This window comes from Streptomyces sp. NPDC101194 (genome assembly GCF_044767885.1).
Classification (GTDB): domain Bacteria; phylum Actinomycetota; class Actinomycetes; order Streptomycetales; family Streptomycetaceae; genus Streptomyces.
In genome coordinates, this window is sequence record NZ_JBIWOS010000002.1 from 211079 (window position 1) to 229230 (window position 18152).

Consider the following 18152-nt stretch of genomic DNA (forward strand, 5'->3'; position numbering starts at 1 on the left):
TCGTTTGAGCTACTCCGGAGGGACCTCGGACGGTTCCGACCGCGACGGCAACGGTGGGACCCACATCGATGTGCGAGGGGACGGCCGGTCCCGGATCAAGGTGGCCGGCCGCGACATCACCACCACCTACTTCGTCAGTGCCTCGTCGGCGGCGCTGGCCGCCCTCGTGGGCCTCGTCGCTCTCCTCGGCATGTGGCAGCCGTGGGAGGAGACGGCGGCGGTGGGCGAACGGAAGCCCTCCATCGGTGCGGAACCCTCCGACGGGTCCGCAGCGCAGCCCGCGCCGCACCGGGAGCCGCCGTCCGTCGGTGAGGACGACGAGGGACCGGAGGCGCAGGGGACCTCACCCAGCCCGAGCCCAAGTCCCAGTCCCAGTCCCTCTCCCACCCCCGATCCGCCGGACCCGGTCGACGTGGCGTTCGCGTCCGTCGGCGTCGGTACCTGCCTCAACGTGTACGACGCCGGCTGGGGCAAGCTGAACCAGGACCGGCCGTTCGCGGTCGACTGCGGTGCGAACTTCGCCTTCTCGAAGGTGACCATGGTGACCACGTCCGCCTCGAACTGCCCCCAGGGCGGGGGCCAACGGGGCTGGGGCCACGTCAACGACAACGGATCCTCCGTCGCGCTGTGTCTGGACCGCGTGTTCGTCGTGGGGCAGTGCTTCCCCGCGACACTGAGCAAACAGGCCGACGGGTCCGTCCACGGTGAAGGGCGGCTGTTCAGCGTCTGGGGCTGTGACCGGACGCAGGTGCCGCGCGGCCAGAACGCGATCATGACGATCACGGCGGTGCTGAGCGGGGGCGGTTGCCCCCAGCGGCAGGACCGGCGGACGCTCTCCTGGCAGATCTTCAACGGCGCGCGCAAGCTCTGCGCCGTGCAGATGACGCACTGAGTCGCGGCGGGGGTTGCGCCCTCAAAGGCCGGACGGGTGGGTGCGCGCCCGGCCCACCGGGCATCGCGCACCCCGGGCCGCCGCGCCTCGCGAGCCCGTCCGCCGTTCGAGGACGGAGGACTCCGCCCCGGACCCGTCACACCGTCTGGTCGTCGGCCAGTTCCGCCACGCCCGTGATCCGGTGCAGCGGGTACGTGCGGACCTCGTCCGCCGTGTGGTCGTACGCCGTGACGAAGCCGCCCTCGACCCGGACCGGGGCGATGACGCGCTGGCTGGCCGCGCCGTCCGCGTTGACGTAGCCGATCCAGAGCGCCGAGCCGGTCAGCGCGGCGGCCTGGACGGTGGCGAGGGTCTCGGCGGAGCTCGTACGGGGCAGGGCGCCGGGCGTGGTGGTGGGCGCGTCGGCCGGGTCCTTGCGGACCACCGTGGCGGCCGTTTCCCCGGCGCGGATCGCCCGGACCGCCGCGCCGAGCAGGGTCGCGTCCGGGACCGGCGGGCCCTCGGGCACGGGGACGGGGGGTGTGCGGGGCGGCGTGCGGCGGGCGCCCGCGCGGGTGATCAGGACATCGCCCTCGGCGGACTCGGCGGCCGGCGCGTAGCCCATCTCGCGCAGCCCTTCGAGCAGGGACGCCGGGTCGACCCGGGCGGCCAGGGCCGTCGGTGCCAGGCGGCGCAGGCGCAGTGCGGCCGAGCGCCTGTCGGCGAGGATCTCGTTCAGCACGGCCTCGTCGTCGCAGCGCACGTACGAGGAGGCGGCGCCGATCCGCAGATGGCCGTGGCGGCGGGCGACGTCGTCGATGAGGTAGCTGAGAGGCTGCGGCACCGGTGTGCGGCTGTGGGTGGCGAGGAAGGCGTGCAGATCGGCCGCGGACTGTCCGGCGTCCAGGGCCCGGCGCACCGAGCCGGGAGTGAAGCGGTAGACCGTCGCGCCGCCCTTCGACTCGATGTCCGCGAGGGCGGAGAGCATGTCCGCCAGCGGGCGCTCCAGCGGGCCGGGGGCGACGGCCGTCAGGTCGGCCTGGAGCAGGACGTGGTCCAGGGGCTCCGGGATGAGGGGCGCGAGCAGCGCGGCGGCCTCGGCGGGGCCGGAGTCGAGCAGGGCGCGGGTGTGGGCGGCGAGTGCGCCGCGGCCGGTGATGCCGAGGAGTTCGGACTCGTTGAACGTCCACAGGGCGATCCGGGACCGCAGGTCGGTGGTGTCCCCGGCGGAGGCGGACGCGCCGCGCAGCGGGCGTTCCCAGCGGAGCCGGGCGAGCACGGTCTCCGGGTCGGGGGCGGTGCCCGGCTCCAGCGAGGCGAGGAGGGCCAGGACCCGGTGGCGGACCTCGGGCGCGGCGGAGCGGTCGAGGTCGGGGCCGAGGGCGGACAGGGCCCGGCCCTTGGCGTCCTGGCCGCCGACCAGTCCGGGCGTGCGGGTCGCGGCGAGCCAGGCGGTGGCGAGGCGCGCCCAGCGGTCCTGGGCGGGGAGTTCGGCCCAGTCGTCGTAGGCGGGCGTCGGCGCGTACCGTTCGTCGGCCTCGCCGTCGGAGGCCAGCAGCCCTGCCGCGTAGGCGAGTTCGGTCCAGAACGCGGCGACCGGCTCGGAGACGTCCAGGGCGGTGGCGGTCCGCTTCAGGTCGCGGACACTGAGGCCGCCGGCCCGCAGTATCGCGGGCCCGCCGCCGTTCCAGCCCTTCAGCAGCTCCTCGACGGTGCTCACCGCCAGGAACGCCTGGCCGGCCGCGGCGCTGTCCACAGCCTGGGGATCGCGGTGGGCGACCGCCTCCACGGCCGGCGGACGCGGTTCCGGCACCCGGTGGGCGCGCCCGGCCCGCAGATGCAGGGCGGCCTCGCGCGGCAGCACCACGGTGCGGGTCGACACGGGCAGCAGCAGCCCGTGGTCGCGCAGCCATTTCACCGGCGGGGTGGGGTTCGGCGTCACCTCCCCGTACGGCGGCCCCCACACCAGCCGGTCCAGCACGGACAGGGCCTCGGCGGGGGCGGAGTCCAGCAGTTCGCCCATCCTGGCCCGGTCGGTGAAGAGCCCCGACAGGGACGTCACCGCGGAGACCGGATCGTGGGTGGCGGGCAGACCGGCCGCCGCCAGGATCTCCTGGAGGCGGCCCGGCGACATCCCGGCGGTCGCCTCCGCGACGGAGGGACCCAGGCCGGTGGGGGAGGGGTGCTGCGGGGACGGCGCGAGGAGTTCGCGCGCGGTGCGCACCAGTCGCAGCCGGTCGTTCTCGCCCCAGACGAGGGCCTGTTCGCGCAGCGTGTCCAGGGCGGCGGGCAGCGCGTCCGCGATCGCCGTGCCCGCGCCGCCCCGGTGCTCGCCGTCGTCCCGGCCGTCGCCGGTGAGGAGACCGAGCAGCGTCTCGTACGGGGCGGGGTCGGGAGCCACGGCGAGCGCCTCGGCGGTCTGCAGGGCGAACCGGTCGAGGTGCTCCAGCGCGCGTACGACGGAGGCACGCGTGCCGGCCCTCGTCGCGAGCTGGGTGATGTCGCCGGGCACGGGGGTGAGGAGGTCGGGGCGGGCGCGCAGCAGCCCCGCCAGCGATTCGTCGTCCCGGGCGCGGAGGGCCTCGGCGAGCGTCCGCGGTGGTGTGGTCGTCCCCATCCGTCCCACGGTAGTCGTTCCGGACAGGCCCGAGGGCGCTACCGTCGGTGCAGGGCCGCAGAGGGGAACCATCGCGTGGGCATCGAGAGCGACCAGCTCGTCTACGACTATCTGAGCCGGGTCGGGGACCTGGCGCAGCAACAACAGCTGTCCTCGGGGGCCCGGATGAGGCTCGTCGCGACGCTGCGGGGCGAGATCGACCGGCAGCGTGAAAAGCAGTCCGGGGACACTCCGGCGGCGGTCCGCCGCATCATCGGGAGGCTCGGCACGCCGGACGAACTGGTCGCCGCGGCGGCCGCGTCGGCGGACGGCACGGTGGAGCTGCGGCAGGCGCCGGGACCCGTCGCGGGGGAGGGCGGCGGCGTCCCCCGGCCGCGCCGGGGAATGCTCCGGAAAGACGGTTCCGGCCGGGGCGCGTCGCCGGTGCGGGCGGAGACCTCGGACGGGGAGTCCACGGAGGCGGAGCCGGGGCGCGGCGACGGGGCCGCACCGTCCGCGGCCCCGGAACCGGCCGGTCGGGTGCCTTCGCCGCCGCACATGGCCGGTTCGGACGAGCTGGGCCGGTCCGGCAACGAGCCCGACTGGTGGCGCGTCGAGCCGACGCCGTTCGGTGACGGGGTCGATGTGCCGGGGTTCGTCGGCGGTGTCGAGATCCCGGACATGATGAAGCCGCCGCCCCCGGGCGGGGGCACCGTGCCGCGTCCGCGCGCGGGTGACGGTGAACCGGAGTACGACGAGCCGGACGGCGGTGACGGCCCCACCGAGGACGACGGTCCCGGCGAGGCCCCGCGCCGCCGACGGTTCCCGGGGCTCGGCCGCCGCGCCGCGCGCGAGGGCGGGGCGACGGGGCGCGGCTTCTCCCACCCCTTGCTGCTGCTCGCCGCCGTGCTGCTGGTCGCGGGCGCCGTGATGGGCTCCTGGCCGGCCCTGGCCGGCGGCTGGCTGCTGGCGTACAGCTCGCGCAAGCTGTCCCGCGCGGAGGCGAAGTGGGCCGCGATGGGGCTGCCGGGCGTGGTCGTGGTGGGCGCCCTGGTCTGGCTGTGGGGCCGGACGACGGGCCGCTGGGGCGAACCCATCCCGGAGGACGGGATGGCACAGGTGCTGAGCGGGGCCTGGCCGGTGGTGGTACGGACGGCCGCGGTGGCGTCGGCGGTGTTCCTGGTGTGGCGGGCGCGGAGGCGGGCCGGTTGAGGGCTGTCCCGCAATCCCTGGCGGGCGCGCGACGACGGCCACGGCACCTCGCTGCGTTCTCGTCCGGAGTCGGGCGCTCCCGCCCGACCGGAACGTGCCGTCAGCCGTTACCCGCCGAAGGCGCCTCGGCGGCGGCACCCGACACCGCGCGGGAGCCGCCGTCCACCCCGGCGAACGGCTGCGCGGCGCACGAGGCGCCCGTCCTGCGGCGTCGGCGGACGGAACCCTCGCGCGATCCCGTCCGGGCCCGGACGCTCGCCGGACGCGCCCCGCGCGCCGCCTTCCTCACTTCGTCAGATCGGCCTGCAGCTCGTCGAGGATCCTGTCCGCGGCCGTGTAGCCGATGCCCGCGATCCACAGGCGGTCGTCGACCTCGAAGACCTTTCCGTTCCTGGACGCCGTCAGCCCCTTCCACAGGCCGCCGCTCATCGTCTTCGTCGCACCCGCCTTGTCCGGGTCGCCGTACGTCGACGTGAAGACGACGTCCGCGTCCGCGAGGTCGATTCTCTCGGGGGACACGTCGTACGAGAAGCCGTCCTTGGCCTTGTCGGTGATCGCGGGGCGGCCCACGCCGACGTCGGCGAGGATCGAGCCGATGTAGTTCTGCTTGCCGTAGATGCGGATGTCGGCGCCCTCGACGAAGCGGACGAAGTTGACGTCCGTGGCGGCCGCCTTCTCCTTGCCGCCGATCGCCTCGGTCACCTTCGCGACATGGGCGTCGTACGAGGCGATGACCTTCTTCGCCTCGGCCTGCTTGCCGAGCGCGTCCGCGTGCAGCCGGAAGTTCTCCTTCCAGGCGGATCCGGTGGACTCCGTCATCACGGTGGGGGCGATGGCGCTGAGCTGCTCGTAACGGTCACCGTCACGGACCTTGCTGGTGAGGATGAGGTCCGGCTTCAGCGAGGCGACCGTCTCCATGTTGGGGTTGGCGATGTCGCCGACCTCCTCGATGCCCTTCGTGCGGCTCTCGGGCAGGTAGGAGGGGAAGCCGTCCTCCGTCGCCGAGTGCGTCGCCCCGACGGGCCGTACGCCGAGGCTGAGTGCGGAGTCCAGCTCACCGGTGTCGAGGACCACGACGCGTCGGGGGGCCGCGGGGACCTCGACGTCGCCCATGACCGTTTTGACGGTGCGGGTCCCGGTGGTGCCGGCACCGGAGTCCTTGCCGGAGTCCGAGGAGCCACAGGCACAGAGCGCGAGCGCGCCGGACAGGGCGAGCGCGCCGACGGTGAGGCCGCGGCGGCGGGTGAAGGTGGTCATGGACTGCCTTTCGTCGGTCGGGCTGGGTGCTCGGTCACGGGTGTGCCGGCGGTGAGCCGGCCCCGGGCGTCCGGCGACGGCGGACGGCCCGCGGCCTCGGGCAGCCGTCCTGGCGGGCACTCACCCGCCGGGAGCGGGCCGCGCGTTCACGCCGTCGGTGTGGCCTGCCACGGCGCACCCGGCACCACGAGCGGCGAACCCGTCACCGGGCACGGGACGATCACCGCGTCCAGGCCGAAGACCTCGCGCACGAGGTCGGCGGTCACGATGTCGTCCGGGTGGCCCTCGGCGACGATCCGCCCCGCCTTCATGGCGACCAGGTGGTCCGCGTACCGGGCGGCCTGGTTGAGGTCGTGGAGCACGGTGACGACGGTCCGGCCGCGCGTGCCGTCCGCCGCCGGGGCGGTCAGCCGGCGCACCAGGTCGAGGACCTCCACCTGATGCGCGATGTCGAGGTACGTGGTCGGCTCGTCGAGCAGCAGCAGATCGGTCTCCTGGGCGAGCGCCATCGCGATCCAGACCCGCTGACGCTGCCCGCCGGACAGCTCGTCCACCGACCGTTCGCCGAGCGCGGTGACGTCCGTACGCTCCATCGCCTCCGTCACCGCCCGCTCGTCCTCCTCCGACCACTGCTGCCACCAGTGCTGGTGCGGCTGCCGGCCACGGGCGACGAGATCGGAGACGGTGATCGCCTCGGGGGCGACCGGGGTCTGCGGCAGCAGCCCGATCGACTGGGCGATCTTCCTGGTGGGGATCCTCGACAGCTCGGTGCCGTCCAGGAGCACCGCCCCGCCACGCGGCTTGAGGAGCCGGCCGAGCGCGCGCAGGGTGGTCGACTTGCCGCAGGCGTTCGGCCCGACGATCACGGTGACCCGGCCGTCGGGCACGTCGAGGTCCAGTTCGCGCACGACGGTGCGGTCCTCGTACGCGAGGGTCAGTTCCCGTGCGGTGAGCCGGCTGGTCGTGGTCGCGGTCGCCGCGGGTGTGCTGGTGGACGCGTCGGACGTACGGGTCGAACTCATGCGGTGCCTCCACTACGGCCGCGACCGCCGCCGTGGCCTCGGACGATCAGCCAGATCAGATACGGGGCGCCGACCGCCGCCGTCAGAACGCCCACCGGAAGCTCGATGGGCGAGAAGAGCCTGCGCGCCAGCAGATCCGCGAAGACCACGATCACCGCGCCGAGCAGCGCCGAGCAGAACAGCGGGATCTGCGCGGTACGGGTCATCCGGCGGGCGATCTGCGGGGCGAGCAGCGCCACGAAGTCGACCGGTCCGGCCGTCCCGGTCGCCACGGACGCCAGGATCACGCCGAGGGCGACGAGCCCCAGCCGTACGCGCCCCAGACGCACCCCGAGCGCCGTCGCGGTGTCGTCGTCCATCGAGACGGTGCGCTGGGCCCGCGCCGCCCACAGGACGGCCGGCAGGAGGATCAGCAGCGTCCAGCCGATCGGTGCGGCCTCGGACCAGCCGCGGCCGTTGAGCGAGCCGGTCATCCAGACCTGCGCCTGCTGGGCGACCAGATAGTCGCCCTTCGTCATGAACAGCGTGGTGAGCGACCGCAGCGCGATGGCGAAGCCGATACCGATGAGGACGAAGCGGGTGGCGTGCAGCCCGCCGCGCCAGGCGAAGACGTACACCAGCGCCGCCGCGGTCACCCCGCCGATGACGGACAGATACGGCAGCACGGTGTACGAGGTGACGCCGAAGGTCATCGCGCCGACCGTGAGCGCGCTCGCCCCCTGGCTGATGCCGATGATGTCGGGGCTGGCCAGCGGATTGCGGGCGACGGTCTGGATCAGCGCACCGGCGATCCCGAACGCCGCGCCGACCAGCAGCCCCACGACCATCCGCGGCAGCCGCAGCGTGCCGACGACCAGTTCGTCGGGGGACGGCTGCCCGAGGATCACCTTCACGACCTCGCCGGGCGCGACGAAGCTCTCGCCGACGCAGAGGTACGCGACACAGAGGACGGCCAGCGCGACGAGGAGGGCCACGGCGACGACGGCCGCGCGCCGGTGCACCAGGAACCGGCCACGCGCCCCGATCCGTACGACCTGGTATCCGGCGGGCCGCACCCGGACCGTGGTGCCGCTCATGCGGGCACCGCCTTCCGGCGCACCAGCACGACCAGGAACGGAACACCGATCAGTGCCGTCATCACGCCCGCCGGCACCTCGCTCGGCGGGAAGAGGACACGGCCGATGACGTCGGAGACGAGCAGCATGACGGGGCCGATCAGCGCCGCCATCGGCAGCACCCAGCGGTGGTCGCTGCCGACGATCGCGCGGGCGATGTGCGGGACGGCGAGCCCGATGAACGCGATCGGACCGGCCGCCGCGACACCCACACCGGTCAGCACGGTGGCCCCGACGCCGCCGACGATCCGTACCGTGGCGACCTTCTGCCCGAGGCCCTTCGCCACGTCCTCGCCGAGCGCCAGCGCGTCCAGCCCCCGGGCGACGGACAGCACGAGCACGGCCCCGACCAGCATGAACGGCCAGATCTGCTGGGCCACATCGGCTTCGCGCCCGGCGATGGAGCCGACCTGCCAGAAGCGGAATTCGTCCAGCGCGGACGCCTTGGTCGTCAGCACCGCCGTCGTCACCGACACCAGCAGCGCGTTGATCGCGGCGCCGCCGAGGGCGAGCTTCACGGGGGTGGCGCCCCCGCGCCCGCTGGAGGCGACGGCGTACACGGCGACGGAGGCGATCGCGGCCCCCGCGAACGCGAACCACGCGTATCCCGTCAGGGTGTGGATTCCGGCGTACGCGATGGCCAGCACCACGCCCACCGAGGCGCCCTGGCTGATGCCGAGGATGCCCGGGTCGGCGATGGGGTTGCGGGTGATGCCCTGGAGCACCGTGCCCGCGAGGGCCAGTGCCGCGCCGACCATCAGCCCGATCAGGGTGCGCGGTACCCGCATGTTCCGGACGACTTCGGCGGAGTCGGAGTGCCCGCCGTGCAGTAGGGCGTCGATCACCTCGGACGGGGGTATGGAACGGGCCCCCACGGCGAGACTGAGAAGGACCGCCACCAGCAGCGCCGCAACGGCCGCCGCCGTCGCGAGTGCGCGTCTGGGGCGGCGTGGTGCGGCGGCTGACATGGGACCCAATCGAAAGGCGAAGCAAAGTTAGGCTTGGCTAAGTCTAAGCACCGCCGGTTCGGCGGCCGAGGGCCCGTACCGCACACGCCCGGCGCCCGCCGCGCGCGACAATGGGCTTCATGCCTTCGCACCCGCTGACGGTCGGCTTCGACCTCGACATGACGCTCATCGACACCCGGCCCGGCATCAAGGCCGCCTACCTGGCGCTTTCCGCCGAGACGGGGACGCCGATCGACGCGGACCTGGTGGTGAGCAGGCTCGGGCCGCCCGTCGACGACGAGCTGCGCAACTGGTTCCCGGCCGACGCGGTGGCCGCCACCGCCGACCGCTACCGGGAGATCTATCCCACATACGCCATCACCCCGAGCCCCGCGCTGCCGGGTGCCCGGGAGTCCGTCGCGGCGATCCGTGAGCGGGGCGGCCGGGCGATAGTCGTCACGGCCAAGCACCGGCCGAGCGCGGAGCTCCACCTCGCCCACCTCGGGATCGAGCCCGACGCCGTCGTCGGCGGCCTGTGGGCGGAGGCGAAGGGCCAGGCGCTGCGCGAGCACGGCGCGCACGTGTACGTGGGCGACCACACCGGCGACGTACGCGGCGCCCGCACGGCAGGGGCGCTGTCGGTCGCGGTCGCCACGGGCCCGTGCGACGCGGAGGAGCTCCGGGCGGCGGGCGCGGACGTCGTCCTGTCGTCGCTGACGGAGTTCCCGTCCTGGCTGGACGGGTACCTGGACGGGGACGCGGCGTAGGACCTTCGGCGGGGGTGGATTCACCGAGCGCCGGGCGACCATGCCTCCGGACGCTCCCGCGGCGGGCCGGCGACCCCAATCCACCGGCTGGCGAAGGCCGTTGTGCTTCGTCCTCGGTTCGCCACCCGTGTCGGACGGGGCCCCGGGACAACCTGATCGCGATCCGGAACATCTCCTCTCACAAGCTCGCACCACACTGGTGCGGGACGGTGAACGAGGAGCCGGAGCATGCCCCGACGCCCCATCCGCCCGATCCGCCTTCGCGGCCTCCGTGTCGACTACCCCCGCCGGGGGAGAAGCAACTGGCGCCGCTGGGTCCCTTCCTGGCGGCAGGTGCTGAGCGGGATCCTGCTCGGATCCGGAGCGCTGGCCGGGCTGTTCGCCGTGGTCTACGCATCCGTCGACATCCCGGACGAGAACGCCGAGGCGCGCAGGCAGGGCACCGTCTACTACTGGGCGGACGGCAGCCAGATGGTGAGCGTGGGCGCGGTCGATCGGCAGAACGTCACGCTCGCCGACATACCCGATTCGGTGGAGAACGCGGTCATCGCCGCCGAGAACGAGACCTTCTACTCCGACTCGGGGGTATCGGCGAAGGGGATCGCCCGCGCGGCCGTCAGCATGGTCGAAGGCGGTGAGACCCAGGGCGGCTCCACCATCACCCAGCAGTACGTGAAGAACACCTATCTCAGCCAGGAGCAGTCGGCCACCCGGAAGCTCAAGGAGTTCTTCATCTCGCTGAAGCTGAGCAACAAGCAGAGCAAGGAGGAGATCCTCCAGGGATATCTGAACACCAGCTGGTTCGGCCGTGGCGCCTACGGCATCCAGGCAGCGGCGCACGCGTACTACGGAATCCCCGCGAAGGATCTCGACCCCAGCCAGGCGGCGCTGCTCGCGTCCCTGCTCAAGGGGGCGGAGCAGTACGACCCCGCAGGAGGCAAAGGCAACCACGAACGCGCCGTCGGCCGCTGGGAGTGGATCCTCGACCGGCAGGTGGAGACCGGCACGATGACGAAGGCCGAGCGGGCCGCGTACCGGAAGTTCCCCGAGCCGAGGCAGGCCGCCAAGCCGACCAGCCTCGGCGGCCAGACCGGCTATCTCGTCGACATCGCCAACAAGTACATCAAGAAGCGCTCGGGCCTCACCGACAAGGACCTCTTCCGGGGCGGCTACCGGGTGCACACCACCTTCGACAAGGCCAGGGTGGGGCAGCTGGAACGGGCCGTGCGGAGCGTGCGCAAGCGCGACCTCGACCCCAAGAAGCGCCCCGAGGACAAGTACGTGGAGGTCGGCGCCGCATCCGTGCGGTCCGACGGGGCCGTGGCCGCGGTGTACGGCGGAACCGACGCCGTCACCCACTTCGCCAACAACGCCGACACCGCGGGCGTCCCCGTCGGCTCGGCCTTCAAGCCCTTCGTGCTGGCAGCGGCTCTTCAGCACGGCGACGGGATCACCCTGGACAGCGGCTACGACAGTGAGGGGCGTCTGATCAAGGACGGCCCGTACGCGGCGCTCCCCGCCCCGCCGGGTGCCGGTCCCGGCCAGGTGATGGTCACGGCGCCGACGTCTCTGCGCGATGCGCTGGTCAAGTCGTCCAACGCGACCTTCGTGCTGCTCGGCAAGGGCATCGGGCTGAAGAAGGTGAAGGAACTGGCGGTATCGGCCGGGCTGCACGAGGCGAGCCTGGCCCGCCTGGACAAGTCCTTTCCCCTCGGCACGTCCACCCCGAGCGCGGTCAGGATGGCGGACGCGTACACCGCCTTCAGCAACGACGGTATGAGGGCCGATCCCTACTCGGTGACCAGGATGACCCGGGACGGCGAGGTGGTCGAGGGCTTCGGGAAGCCCGAGCCGCGGCGCGCGATGGACGCCTCGGTGGCCGACGATGTGAACAACACACTGGGGATGGTGGCCTGGACGCGGCTGCGCCGGGACGGGAAGTTCGCCGCGTTTGCCGGGCCCAAGGCTGCCGACGACCTCGCGGCGGGCGCGACCGGCGAGGACGACCGGATGAAGTCGGCCTGGTTCATCGGCCACAGCAAGGGGCTGACCACGGCCGTCACGATGTTCCGCAGCAAGCCGGGCACCCCCCAACTGCTGGGAATGCAGGGCGTGGGCGGACCCGATTCGGGGCGCGGCAATGTCTTCCCGCTCCGGATCTGGAACGCCTACGTCACGGGGACGTAGACCCACCCGCGTACGCGATCCGCAGCCGGTTGATCGCGTGGTGCGACCAATGAGGCGCCGGGACCGATCACGTCGATCACCTCCCGGTGCTCCCGCCATCGGCTGCCCGCAGACGCAAGCGCGGGGCCTCCCCTACGAGGCGCCCCGCGCGCAGGCCGGGCCCGTCCCCCGTTTCGGTTCCAGGTCACTGAGTGCTGTACGGCGGAGCCTCCTCCGTCTTGGCCGCGCATTCCACCCAGAGGAGTTTGCCGCCCTGTCCCGGTAGTCCGGTTCCCATGGAGTGGGCGCCCCAGCTCTCCGCGTAGAGGGTGACGAGGTAGAGGCCGCGTCCGCGTTCGGCGAGTTCGTCCGGTGCTTCGGCGTTCCATCGGAAGGGGGCGGGGATGTGCGGGTTGGTGTCCCACACGCTCAGCCGGACACGGCTGCGTCCGGCGTCGCGCAGGCGAAGGGAGTAGGCCCCCGAGGAGTACAGGTACGCGTTGGTGACCAGCTCGCTCGCCAACAGCTCCGCGATCTCGGTCAGTTCGCGCATGCCGTGCACACGCAGGACGGTGCGGAGGGTGGAGCGGGCCACGCCGGGGGCGCGGGGATCCTGCGGGAGTTGGAGGGTGTACGCCCAGGGCGGGGATACCGTGGCACTGGCCATGGAAGTCTCCGATCACGGAGGAGAGTTGGAGGGTGCGCTTCGATGTGCCCGGTGACGAGGCCGCTCCGTCGAGCGGGGTACTTCCGGGCGAGTGGCCTGAGTCAGAGATTAGATTCTCTGCAAGTTCTATTTGCACTGCATTCGTGAAACTGCATGCAGATCCCCTCGTGTGAGTGATGAGTCGAACTCAACCCCGCCAAGGAGGAGTTACGTGGCAGGCAGATCGGCCCCCACCGGTCGGCGCATCCGAGTCGCCACCGAACTGCGCAAACTGCGTGAACGCTCCGGCCTCACGGCGACCGAGGCCGCCCGGCTGCATGGCATCGGCCAGGGGCAGCTGAGCAACATCGAGGCCGCCAGGTTCGGAGTGAGCGGCGAGCGGCTTCGCGCCATGGCGCAGAACTACGAGTGCTCCGACCATGCCTTCGTCGAAGCCCTGGTCGACATGGTCAAGGACCGGAAGCGAGGCTGGTGGTCCGAGTACCAAGAGCTCCTGCCGATGTCCCTCCTGGACCTTGCGGAACTGGAACACCACGCCCACCGGCTGCGCGGCGCCATTACGGCACACATTCCCGGGCTGCTCCAGAACGCCGACCATGCGCGGGAGATCTTCCGGCAGCACGTCCCGGAGATTCCGCCCTCGGACGTCGAGCACCGTGTTTCGTTCCGAATGAAGCGGCAGGGAGTGCTGCGCGGGGCGGAGCCGACCCCGTACCAGGCGCTCATCCACGAGGCGGCTCTGCATACCGAGGTCGGCGGCTCCGGGACGGCGCGGTCGCAGTTGCAGCATCTCCTCGACATGAGCGAGCAGGACCACATCACCATCCAGGTCATCCCGTTCAAGGCAGGCGCTATCCCTGGCTCGGGCCAGTCCATCTACTACGCGTACGGTCCAGTCCCAGAGCTGGACACCGTCCACCTCGACCAGTCCCACGGCCTCGCGTACCTCGACGCAGAGATCCAACTCCACAACTACCGGACCTTGTTCAGCAGGATCGAGGACGCAGCGCTGTCGCCGGAAGACACCCGGGATCTCATCCACCACATCGGTCAGCACCTGTGAGGGGAGCACTCATGCCCACGTACGACCACTGGCAGAAGTCGTCCTACTGCGCCCAGGGGGACTCGTGCCTGCACGTCGCCGCGAGCCACAGCACGGTCGAACTCACCGAGAGCAGCGACCCCGCCGGGGCGATACTCCACACCACCCCTGCCGCGTGGGCCGCCCTCGTGCGCACCCTCAAGGAGAGCCACGCCGATGGCTGACATCCCCGCCGACCTCACCTGGATCCGCGCCGCCCCCGAGGGCGAGGAAGGCCCCGGCCCCTGGATCGAGATCGCCTTCGGCCCGGACGAACTCGTCTACCTCCGGGAGACCAGTGACCCCGAGAACGTCGTGACGACGACCACGACGAAATGGGACGCCTTCACCAAGGGCGTCGTGGCCGGCGAGTTCGACCACTTCGCCGAACTCGACGGCGAGGGCCCGGACACCTCGTCCTGACAGAATCGGGTCCGACCGGACATCGCAAGTCACCGGCGGCAGCGCGAACTTGCGGACCGGTGGTCGATGGGATGCGCCCGTCGAACCAGACGGCAAGACAGCTAGGAAGTTTTCATGGACCGAGTCCCGGCAGACCGGGTCGATTACGAAGACGACGGCCTCCACTACCTGGATGACGCGCCCTTCACCGGGGTCGCGTTCACGGAGAAGGACGGTGCCCTCAGATCCGAGGCGACCTATCGAGAGGGTGTGAAGTGGGGGCCGACGAAGGAGTGGTACCCGTCGGGGCAGCCCATGGTGGACTCGACCTTCGCGCGGGGGGCGCTGCACGGACGGGCCCGGGAGTGGCACAGGAACGGGCAGCTCGCGGAGGACGGCGAGTACGAGTACGGCATTGCGTTGTGGGCGAAGCAGTGGGATGAGAACGGTGTCATCGAGGACGACTACGTGCTCACGGAATCCGACTCGGACCATCAGGCGCTGCTGCACTTCCGGGCGCTCTACGGCGGAGCGGCGTGACCTTGACGGGGGTGCCGCTGAAATCGTTCATTCGCGGTCGGTGTGTGCCTCGATGGCGTCGTTGATCTCGGGCCAGAGCTCGCGGGGGCGGTCGTGACCCATATCGGGGATCAACAAGAGCTTCGCTCCGGGCACGAGATCTGCGGTGCGTTCCCCACCGCTGGGGTCGACCAGCGTGTCGTCCAGGCCATGGATCACCAGGGTCGGGACCCGAAGCTCCCGGAGCGCCTGTGCGCGTGAACCGTTGAGGATCATCGCTCCGAGTTGACGTCCGACTCCGGCTGGGCAGTACGCGCGGTCGTAACTGTCGGCAGCCAGCTCACGAAGGGCCGCGGGGTCGCCATAGCGCTTGGAGGCCCACACCAGGTCTCTCTCCGCCGCTGCGATGTACCCCTCGCGGTCCGCCGGCTTCGGACTGGAGATCACTGCCTGGGCTTCGGGAGTGGACCGGCCGTATTCGGGTTCGCCGGTCGAGGACATCATCGACGTCAGGGTCAGCACCCGCGTCGGCCGGGTGATGGCCATCGTCTGGGCGAGCATTCCGCCCATCGAGGATCCGACCACGTGAGCTCGTTCGATGCCGAGCGCCGTGAGCAGGTCGAGGCCGTCGTCGGCCATGTCCTGAAGCGTGTAGGGAACCATCGCGAGAGCGGACGAAATGTCTCCCGAGCTCACTGCGGCGATGAGCCGGCCCGTATCGACGGGATGACCGTCGAACTTGGTGGACAGCCCGCAGTCGCGGTTGTCGTACCGGATCACGTAGCGGCCACGACGGGCGAGTGCGCGGCAGAAGTCCTCGTGCCAGGCGATCATCTGGGCGCTGAAACCCGTCACGAGCAGGACAGGTGTGTCGGAGGAGTCACCGAAGGTTTCGTACGCGATGGACACCCCGGGCGAGACTTCAACAATCGGCATGTTTGGAGTTTCCCAGCATCCGCTGTCGGAGCACACCCTGACTATCGGCCGCGCTCGACCGTCACGTCCTCCACGCAGGTCGTCGAGACCCTGCTCATTCCTTCTGTCGGGCGCCGTTCAGATGGTCGTTGATCCGCTGGAGGCGCTGCCAGGCGGGTGAGGTTGTGCCCGGTCGCCAGGGACTTGTCCAGCTCGGGCAGGGCGTCCACCTGAATGCTCTGGCACGCGCCATGGCCCATGGCCAGAGTGATGTTCTCTTCGACCCCGGCGCGGGTGCGCTGCTCCTGAGGGCGACTCGGTGAACCACGGACGCTCCCGCCCTCCGTGCCGCAGGATGGAAGCAGGTGCTCCGCCGGTCACACTTTTCTTGGGGAGTGGGCAGGGCTGATTCAAAGTCGGGGTGCTTGTGCGGCGTTGCAGGTCAGCCGATGCCCAGCAGGGACGGTGGGAGACGTCGCGGAGCCCGTCGGGGATGTAGCGGTAGCCGGCCTCGCGGAGCGTGCCGATGGCCAGGTTCCGGAAGGTGGCCATGTTCTCCGGGCCGCGCCCGGTCCGCACCTGCGACGTGTCCTCCCCGAACGTGCGGCCCCGGGACGCGTCGAAGCCCTGCCAGGCAGGGCCTGACAGGGCTTCAACGTGATGGGGGCTACCGATCCGCTCTCAGTCGGAAGACCTGGTCATCCTTGATCAAGCCAGGAATGGGGAATTCCTGCATCAGCGGGCTCGGATCCGTGGCGGGAACGAAAACTTCAGCCCAGAAGACATGCCCCGCAACGACGTAATCGTACGGATGGTCTTCGGAGACTCGGAAGAGTGCGCTCTCTTCCCAGCTACGCCCGGCCCTCCGCTCTTCGGCGCGCAAGGCTTCCGGGCCCGCGTCCGACAGGCTGAGGCCTGCGTACCGATCAGCCAGCGAGATTCGGGAGACGTCCTGGAACAAGACGTCGAAGACCCGAGGGGCATCCCCCTCCTCGCCCCCCGAAAATCCGCGAAGCAGGATCTTGCTGTGGCCTACTCCAATAGCCCACGGCTTGAACGTGCCCTGCAAAGTCAGCGGGAGATTCCCCTCCACCAATTGGTACGTCACTTGAACTTGGCCCTTGCCCATGTTTCGGTACGTCGACTGAACCGATAGAAGTCTACCTGTCCCATGAGACCGGCTTCATTGACCTGGATCAATTCCCACTGGGTCCACATGCGCTGCTTTTCGGGCTTCTCCAGTGCGATCTTCAGAGCCTTCGCGGGCCCCTGACTCGCGCCTGGGAGACCGTCGAGCAGGAAGGAAAGTCGTGCTTCGCCTGCCTTCACCTGGCCAATCGCATTGAGAACATCCTGTTTCCACCTGGCATCCGGCGAACCGAGGAGGTGCTCAGGGCTGATTCAAAGCCGGGGTGCTTGTGCGGCGTTGCAGGTCAGCTGATGCCCAGCAGTTCCAGCGGGTGGGTGAAGGGACGGTAGGAGACGTCGCGGAGCCCGTCGGGGATGTAGCGGTAGCCGGCCTCGCGGAGCGTGCCGATGGCCAGGTTCCGGAAGGTGGCCATGTTCTCCGGGCCGCACCCGGTCCGCACTCGCGACGTGTCCTCCCCGAATGTCACATCGCGCACATAGTGCTCACGGTTCTCAATCGTCCAGTGGTCGCACGCGAGTTGTCCGATCCTCGCCGGTGACGCCTGCCGCGATGTGAGGTCCGTGATGACGTAGACGGTCTCGCGGGAGACCTTGCCGTTCGCCTCCACCCGCCGCCAGCGGTGGATGCGTGCGGCCTGCACCAGGTACGGGAAGCCCGGGTCGAGGTCGGTGACGGTCAGCGCCCGCACGGTTCGCGTCTCGCTGCGGCCGTGGGCCCGGTCCCGGCTGACGTGCTCGGCGCGCACGGTGGTCCACGGCAGCGCGCGCAGCGCGTTGAACAGCGTCTTCTGGTTCCGCTTGACGACCAGGACGTAGTGGGCGCGTTTGTCCTCCACGAGGAAGCGGGCCTCGCCGGCGTTGGTGTGCAGCGCGTCGGCAGTGACGGTGACGCCGGCCAGGTCGAAGGGGGCGAGCAGGTGCGGCAGGGCAGTGACCTCAGTGGTCTTGTCGGGTACCCGAGCCTGGCTGACGACGTGTCCGGCCCCGGTGAGGGCGGAGATCAGGTGGGCGGCCGAGGCGGTGCCGATGCGCGAGCCCTTGGCGGTCTTGCCGTCCACGGCCAGGTGGTCGGCCCCCGCGGGATCGCATCCGAGCAGGTCGGCCAGGCCGCCGGGGCACACGGTCGTCAACAGGCGCTGCACGGTGGTGGTCGAGGGCGCCCTGCGCACCCCGAGAGGACCGCGGGCGGTGGCGCCGAGGCGGGCGAGGGTCTCCTGCGGGGCGTTGCGGGCCCACTGGCCGATCGCCCGGATGGAGCGCGCTCCGGCCAGCACCGCGCAGCAGCAGGTCAGCAACACCGTCGTCAGGGGGTGGCGGCGTCCGCGGCGGGCACGCGGGTCGGGCAGGGAGGCCAGCCGCTCGGCGATGCCGCCGACGGCGCGCTGCACGTCGGTGGGCGACTTGATCAAACAGACGGTGGCAGACTGGCGGCACATCGAAGCTCCGGGTGTTCAGGGCGACTTGCG

Annotated in this window: 19 protein-coding genes; 8 read left to right on the plus strand and 11 right to left on the minus strand. The window is 71.2% G+C overall.

The features are described from left to right. The first annotated feature begins 4 nt into the window (after nucleotides 1–4). A complete protein-coding gene (locus ACIRP2_RS07600) occupies nucleotides 5–892 on the plus strand; it encodes a hypothetical protein (protein WP_404247559.1) in 888 nt (295 codons plus the stop codon). A 136-nt stretch (nucleotides 893–1028) separates the two neighbouring features. On the opposite strand, the gene ACIRP2_RS07605 is transcribed toward ACIRP2_RS07600, so the two are convergent. Next, nucleotides 1029–3488 carry a helicase-associated domain-containing protein gene (locus tag ACIRP2_RS07605; protein ID WP_404247561.1) on the minus strand — a complete coding sequence of 820 codons (2460 nt, stop codon included), beginning with the start codon at nucleotides 3486–3488 and terminating at the stop codon, nucleotides 1029–1031. 75 nt (nucleotides 3489–3563) lie between these two features. Between ACIRP2_RS07605 and ACIRP2_RS07610 the strand changes: the two genes are divergently transcribed. Then, complete coding sequence (locus tag ACIRP2_RS07610; protein WP_404247563.1) at nucleotides 3564–4679, plus strand: hypothetical protein; 1116 nt, start codon at nucleotides 3564–3566, stop codon at nucleotides 4677–4679. Nucleotides 4680–4964: 285 nt separating this feature from the next. Here the strand turns inward: ACIRP2_RS07610 and ACIRP2_RS07615 are convergent, their stop codons facing one another. The 4 genes from ACIRP2_RS07615 to ACIRP2_RS07630 form a co-directional block, all read right to left on the minus strand. Continuing rightward, a complete protein-coding gene (locus ACIRP2_RS07615; RefSeq protein WP_404247565.1) occupies nucleotides 4965–5936 on the minus strand; it encodes an ABC transporter substrate-binding protein in 972 nt (323 codons plus the stop codon). A 146-nt stretch (nucleotides 5937–6082) separates the two neighbouring features. Then, nucleotides 6083–6958, minus strand: a complete 876-nt coding sequence (locus ACIRP2_RS07620; RefSeq protein WP_404247567.1) for an ABC transporter ATP-binding protein — start codon at nucleotides 6956–6958, stop codon at nucleotides 6083–6085. Beyond that, nucleotides 6955–8034, minus strand: coding sequence for a FecCD family ABC transporter permease (locus ACIRP2_RS07625; RefSeq protein WP_404247569.1), 1080 nt, complete (start codon nucleotides 8032–8034; stop codon nucleotides 6955–6957). The genes ACIRP2_RS07620 and ACIRP2_RS07625 overlap by 4 nt, the downstream gene beginning before the upstream one ends. Then, nucleotides 8031–9041: a FecCD family ABC transporter permease gene (locus tag ACIRP2_RS07630; RefSeq protein ID WP_404247571.1), complete on the minus strand. Its 1011-nt coding sequence runs from the start codon at nucleotides 9039–9041 to the stop codon at nucleotides 8031–8033. Before ACIRP2_RS07630 ends, ACIRP2_RS07625 begins: the two co-directional genes overlap by 4 nt. 119 nt (nucleotides 9042–9160) lie before the next feature. Between ACIRP2_RS07630 and ACIRP2_RS07635 the strand changes: the two genes are divergently transcribed. Both ACIRP2_RS07635 and ACIRP2_RS07640 read left to right on the plus strand, forming a co-directional pair. After that, nucleotides 9161–9787 (plus strand): HAD family hydrolase, encoded by a 627-nt coding sequence (locus ACIRP2_RS07635; RefSeq protein ID WP_404247573.1) that lies wholly within the window; start codon nucleotides 9161–9163, stop codon nucleotides 9785–9787. Nucleotides 9788–10015: 228 nt separating this feature from the next. Beyond that, nucleotides 10016–11974, plus strand: a complete 1959-nt coding sequence (locus ACIRP2_RS07640; protein WP_404247575.1) for a transglycosylase domain-containing protein — start codon at nucleotides 10016–10018, stop codon at nucleotides 11972–11974. 184 nt (nucleotides 11975–12158) lie between these two features. On the opposite strand, the gene ACIRP2_RS07645 is transcribed toward ACIRP2_RS07640, so the two are convergent. Beyond that, entirely contained in the window at nucleotides 12159–12620 is a 462-nt protein-coding gene (locus tag ACIRP2_RS07645; RefSeq protein WP_404247577.1) for an ATP-binding protein, read from the minus strand. A gap of 211 nt (nucleotides 12621–12831) precedes the next feature. Here ACIRP2_RS07645 and ACIRP2_RS07650 point away from each other — a divergent pair, with 211 nt between their 5' ends. The 4 genes from ACIRP2_RS07650 to ACIRP2_RS07665 all read left to right on the plus strand — a co-directional run bounded on the left by ACIRP2_RS07650 (nucleotide 12832) and on the right by ACIRP2_RS07665 (nucleotide 14643). After that, nucleotides 12832–13683 (plus strand): helix-turn-helix transcriptional regulator, encoded by an 852-nt coding sequence (locus ACIRP2_RS07650; protein ID WP_404247579.1) that lies wholly within the window; start codon nucleotides 12832–12834, stop codon nucleotides 13681–13683. Between the two features lie 11 nt (nucleotides 13684–13694). Further along, nucleotides 13695–13886 carry a DUF397 domain-containing protein gene (locus ACIRP2_RS07655; RefSeq protein ID WP_404247581.1) on the plus strand — a complete coding sequence of 64 codons (192 nt, stop codon included), beginning with the start codon at nucleotides 13695–13697 and terminating at the stop codon, nucleotides 13884–13886. After that, entirely contained in the window at nucleotides 13879–14124 is a 246-nt protein-coding gene (locus ACIRP2_RS07660; RefSeq protein ID WP_404247583.1) for a DUF397 domain-containing protein, read from the plus strand. The genes ACIRP2_RS07655 and ACIRP2_RS07660 overlap by 8 nt, the downstream gene beginning before the upstream one ends. A 114-nt stretch (nucleotides 14125–14238) precedes the next feature. Further along, nucleotides 14239–14643 carry a toxin-antitoxin system YwqK family antitoxin gene (locus ACIRP2_RS07665; RefSeq protein WP_404247585.1) on the plus strand — a complete coding sequence of 135 codons (405 nt, stop codon included), beginning with the start codon at nucleotides 14239–14241 and terminating at the stop codon, nucleotides 14641–14643. 27 nt (nucleotides 14644–14670) lie between these two features. Here the strand turns inward: ACIRP2_RS07665 and ACIRP2_RS07670 are convergent, their stop codons facing one another. The 5 genes from ACIRP2_RS07670 to ACIRP2_RS07690 form a co-directional block, all read right to left on the minus strand. Beyond that, complete coding sequence (locus ACIRP2_RS07670) at nucleotides 14671–15558, minus strand: alpha/beta fold hydrolase (RefSeq protein ID WP_404247587.1); 888 nt, start codon at nucleotides 15556–15558, stop codon at nucleotides 14671–14673. A gap of 41 nt (nucleotides 15559–15599) precedes the next feature. After that, nucleotides 15600–15902, minus strand: a complete 303-nt coding sequence (locus ACIRP2_RS07675) for a DUF6177 family protein (protein ID WP_404249378.1) — start codon at nucleotides 15900–15902, stop codon at nucleotides 15600–15602. 302 nt (nucleotides 15903–16204) lie between these two features. After that, nucleotides 16205–16645 carry a hypothetical protein gene (locus ACIRP2_RS07680; protein WP_402593025.1) on the minus strand — a complete coding sequence of 147 codons (441 nt, stop codon included), beginning with the start codon at nucleotides 16643–16645 and terminating at the stop codon, nucleotides 16205–16207. Then, complete coding sequence (locus ACIRP2_RS07685) at nucleotides 16642–16866, minus strand: hypothetical protein (protein ID WP_402593023.1); 225 nt, start codon at nucleotides 16864–16866, stop codon at nucleotides 16642–16644. Before ACIRP2_RS07685 ends, ACIRP2_RS07680 begins: the two co-directional genes overlap by 4 nt. A gap of 104 nt (nucleotides 16867–16970) precedes the next feature. After that, complete coding sequence (locus ACIRP2_RS07690) at nucleotides 16971–18122, minus strand: ISAs1 family transposase (protein ID WP_404247589.1); 1152 nt, start codon at nucleotides 18120–18122, stop codon at nucleotides 16971–16973. Nucleotides 18123–18152 lie beyond the last annotated feature (30 nt).

Coding starts and splice junctions, on each gene's coding strand:
- ACIRP2_RS07665 (WP_404247585.1), top strand. CDS start 14,239: ATGGACCGAGTCCCGGCAGACCGGGTCGATTACGAAGACGACGGCCTC.
- ACIRP2_RS07620 (WP_404247567.1), bottom strand. CDS start 6,958: ATGAGTTCGACCCGTACGTCCGACGCGTCCACCAGCACACCCGCGGCG.
- ACIRP2_RS07660 (WP_404247583.1), top strand. CDS start 13,879: ATGGCTGACATCCCCGCCGACCTCACCTGGATCCGCGCCGCCCCCGAG.
- ACIRP2_RS07640 (WP_404247575.1), top strand. CDS start 10,016: ATGCCCCGACGCCCCATCCGCCCGATCCGCCTTCGCGGCCTCCGTGTC.
- ACIRP2_RS07655 (WP_404247581.1), top strand. CDS start 13,695: ATGCCCACGTACGACCACTGGCAGAAGTCGTCCTACTGCGCCCAGGGG.
- ACIRP2_RS07645 (WP_404247577.1), bottom strand. CDS start 12,620: ATGGCCAGTGCCACGGTATCCCCGCCCTGGGCGTACACCCTCCAACTC.
- ACIRP2_RS07635 (WP_404247573.1), top strand. CDS start 9,161: ATGCCTTCGCACCCGCTGACGGTCGGCTTCGACCTCGACATGACGCTC.
- ACIRP2_RS07670 (WP_404247587.1), bottom strand. CDS start 15,558: ATGCCGATTGTTGAAGTCTCGCCCGGGGTGTCCATCGCGTACGAAACC.
- ACIRP2_RS07630 (WP_404247571.1), bottom strand. CDS start 9,041: ATGTCAGCCGCCGCACCACGCCGCCCCAGACGCGCACTCGCGACGGCG.
- ACIRP2_RS07605 (WP_404247561.1), bottom strand. CDS start 3,488: ATGGGGACGACCACACCACCGCGGACGCTCGCCGAGGCCCTCCGCGCC.
- ACIRP2_RS07690 (WP_404247589.1), bottom strand. CDS start 18,122: ATGTGCCGCCAGTCTGCCACCGTCTGTTTGATCAAGTCGCCCACCGAC.
- ACIRP2_RS07615 (WP_404247565.1), bottom strand. CDS start 5,936: ATGACCACCTTCACCCGCCGCCGCGGCCTCACCGTCGGCGCGCTCGCC.
- ACIRP2_RS07625 (WP_404247569.1), bottom strand. CDS start 8,034: ATGAGCGGCACCACGGTCCGGGTGCGGCCCGCCGGATACCAGGTCGTA.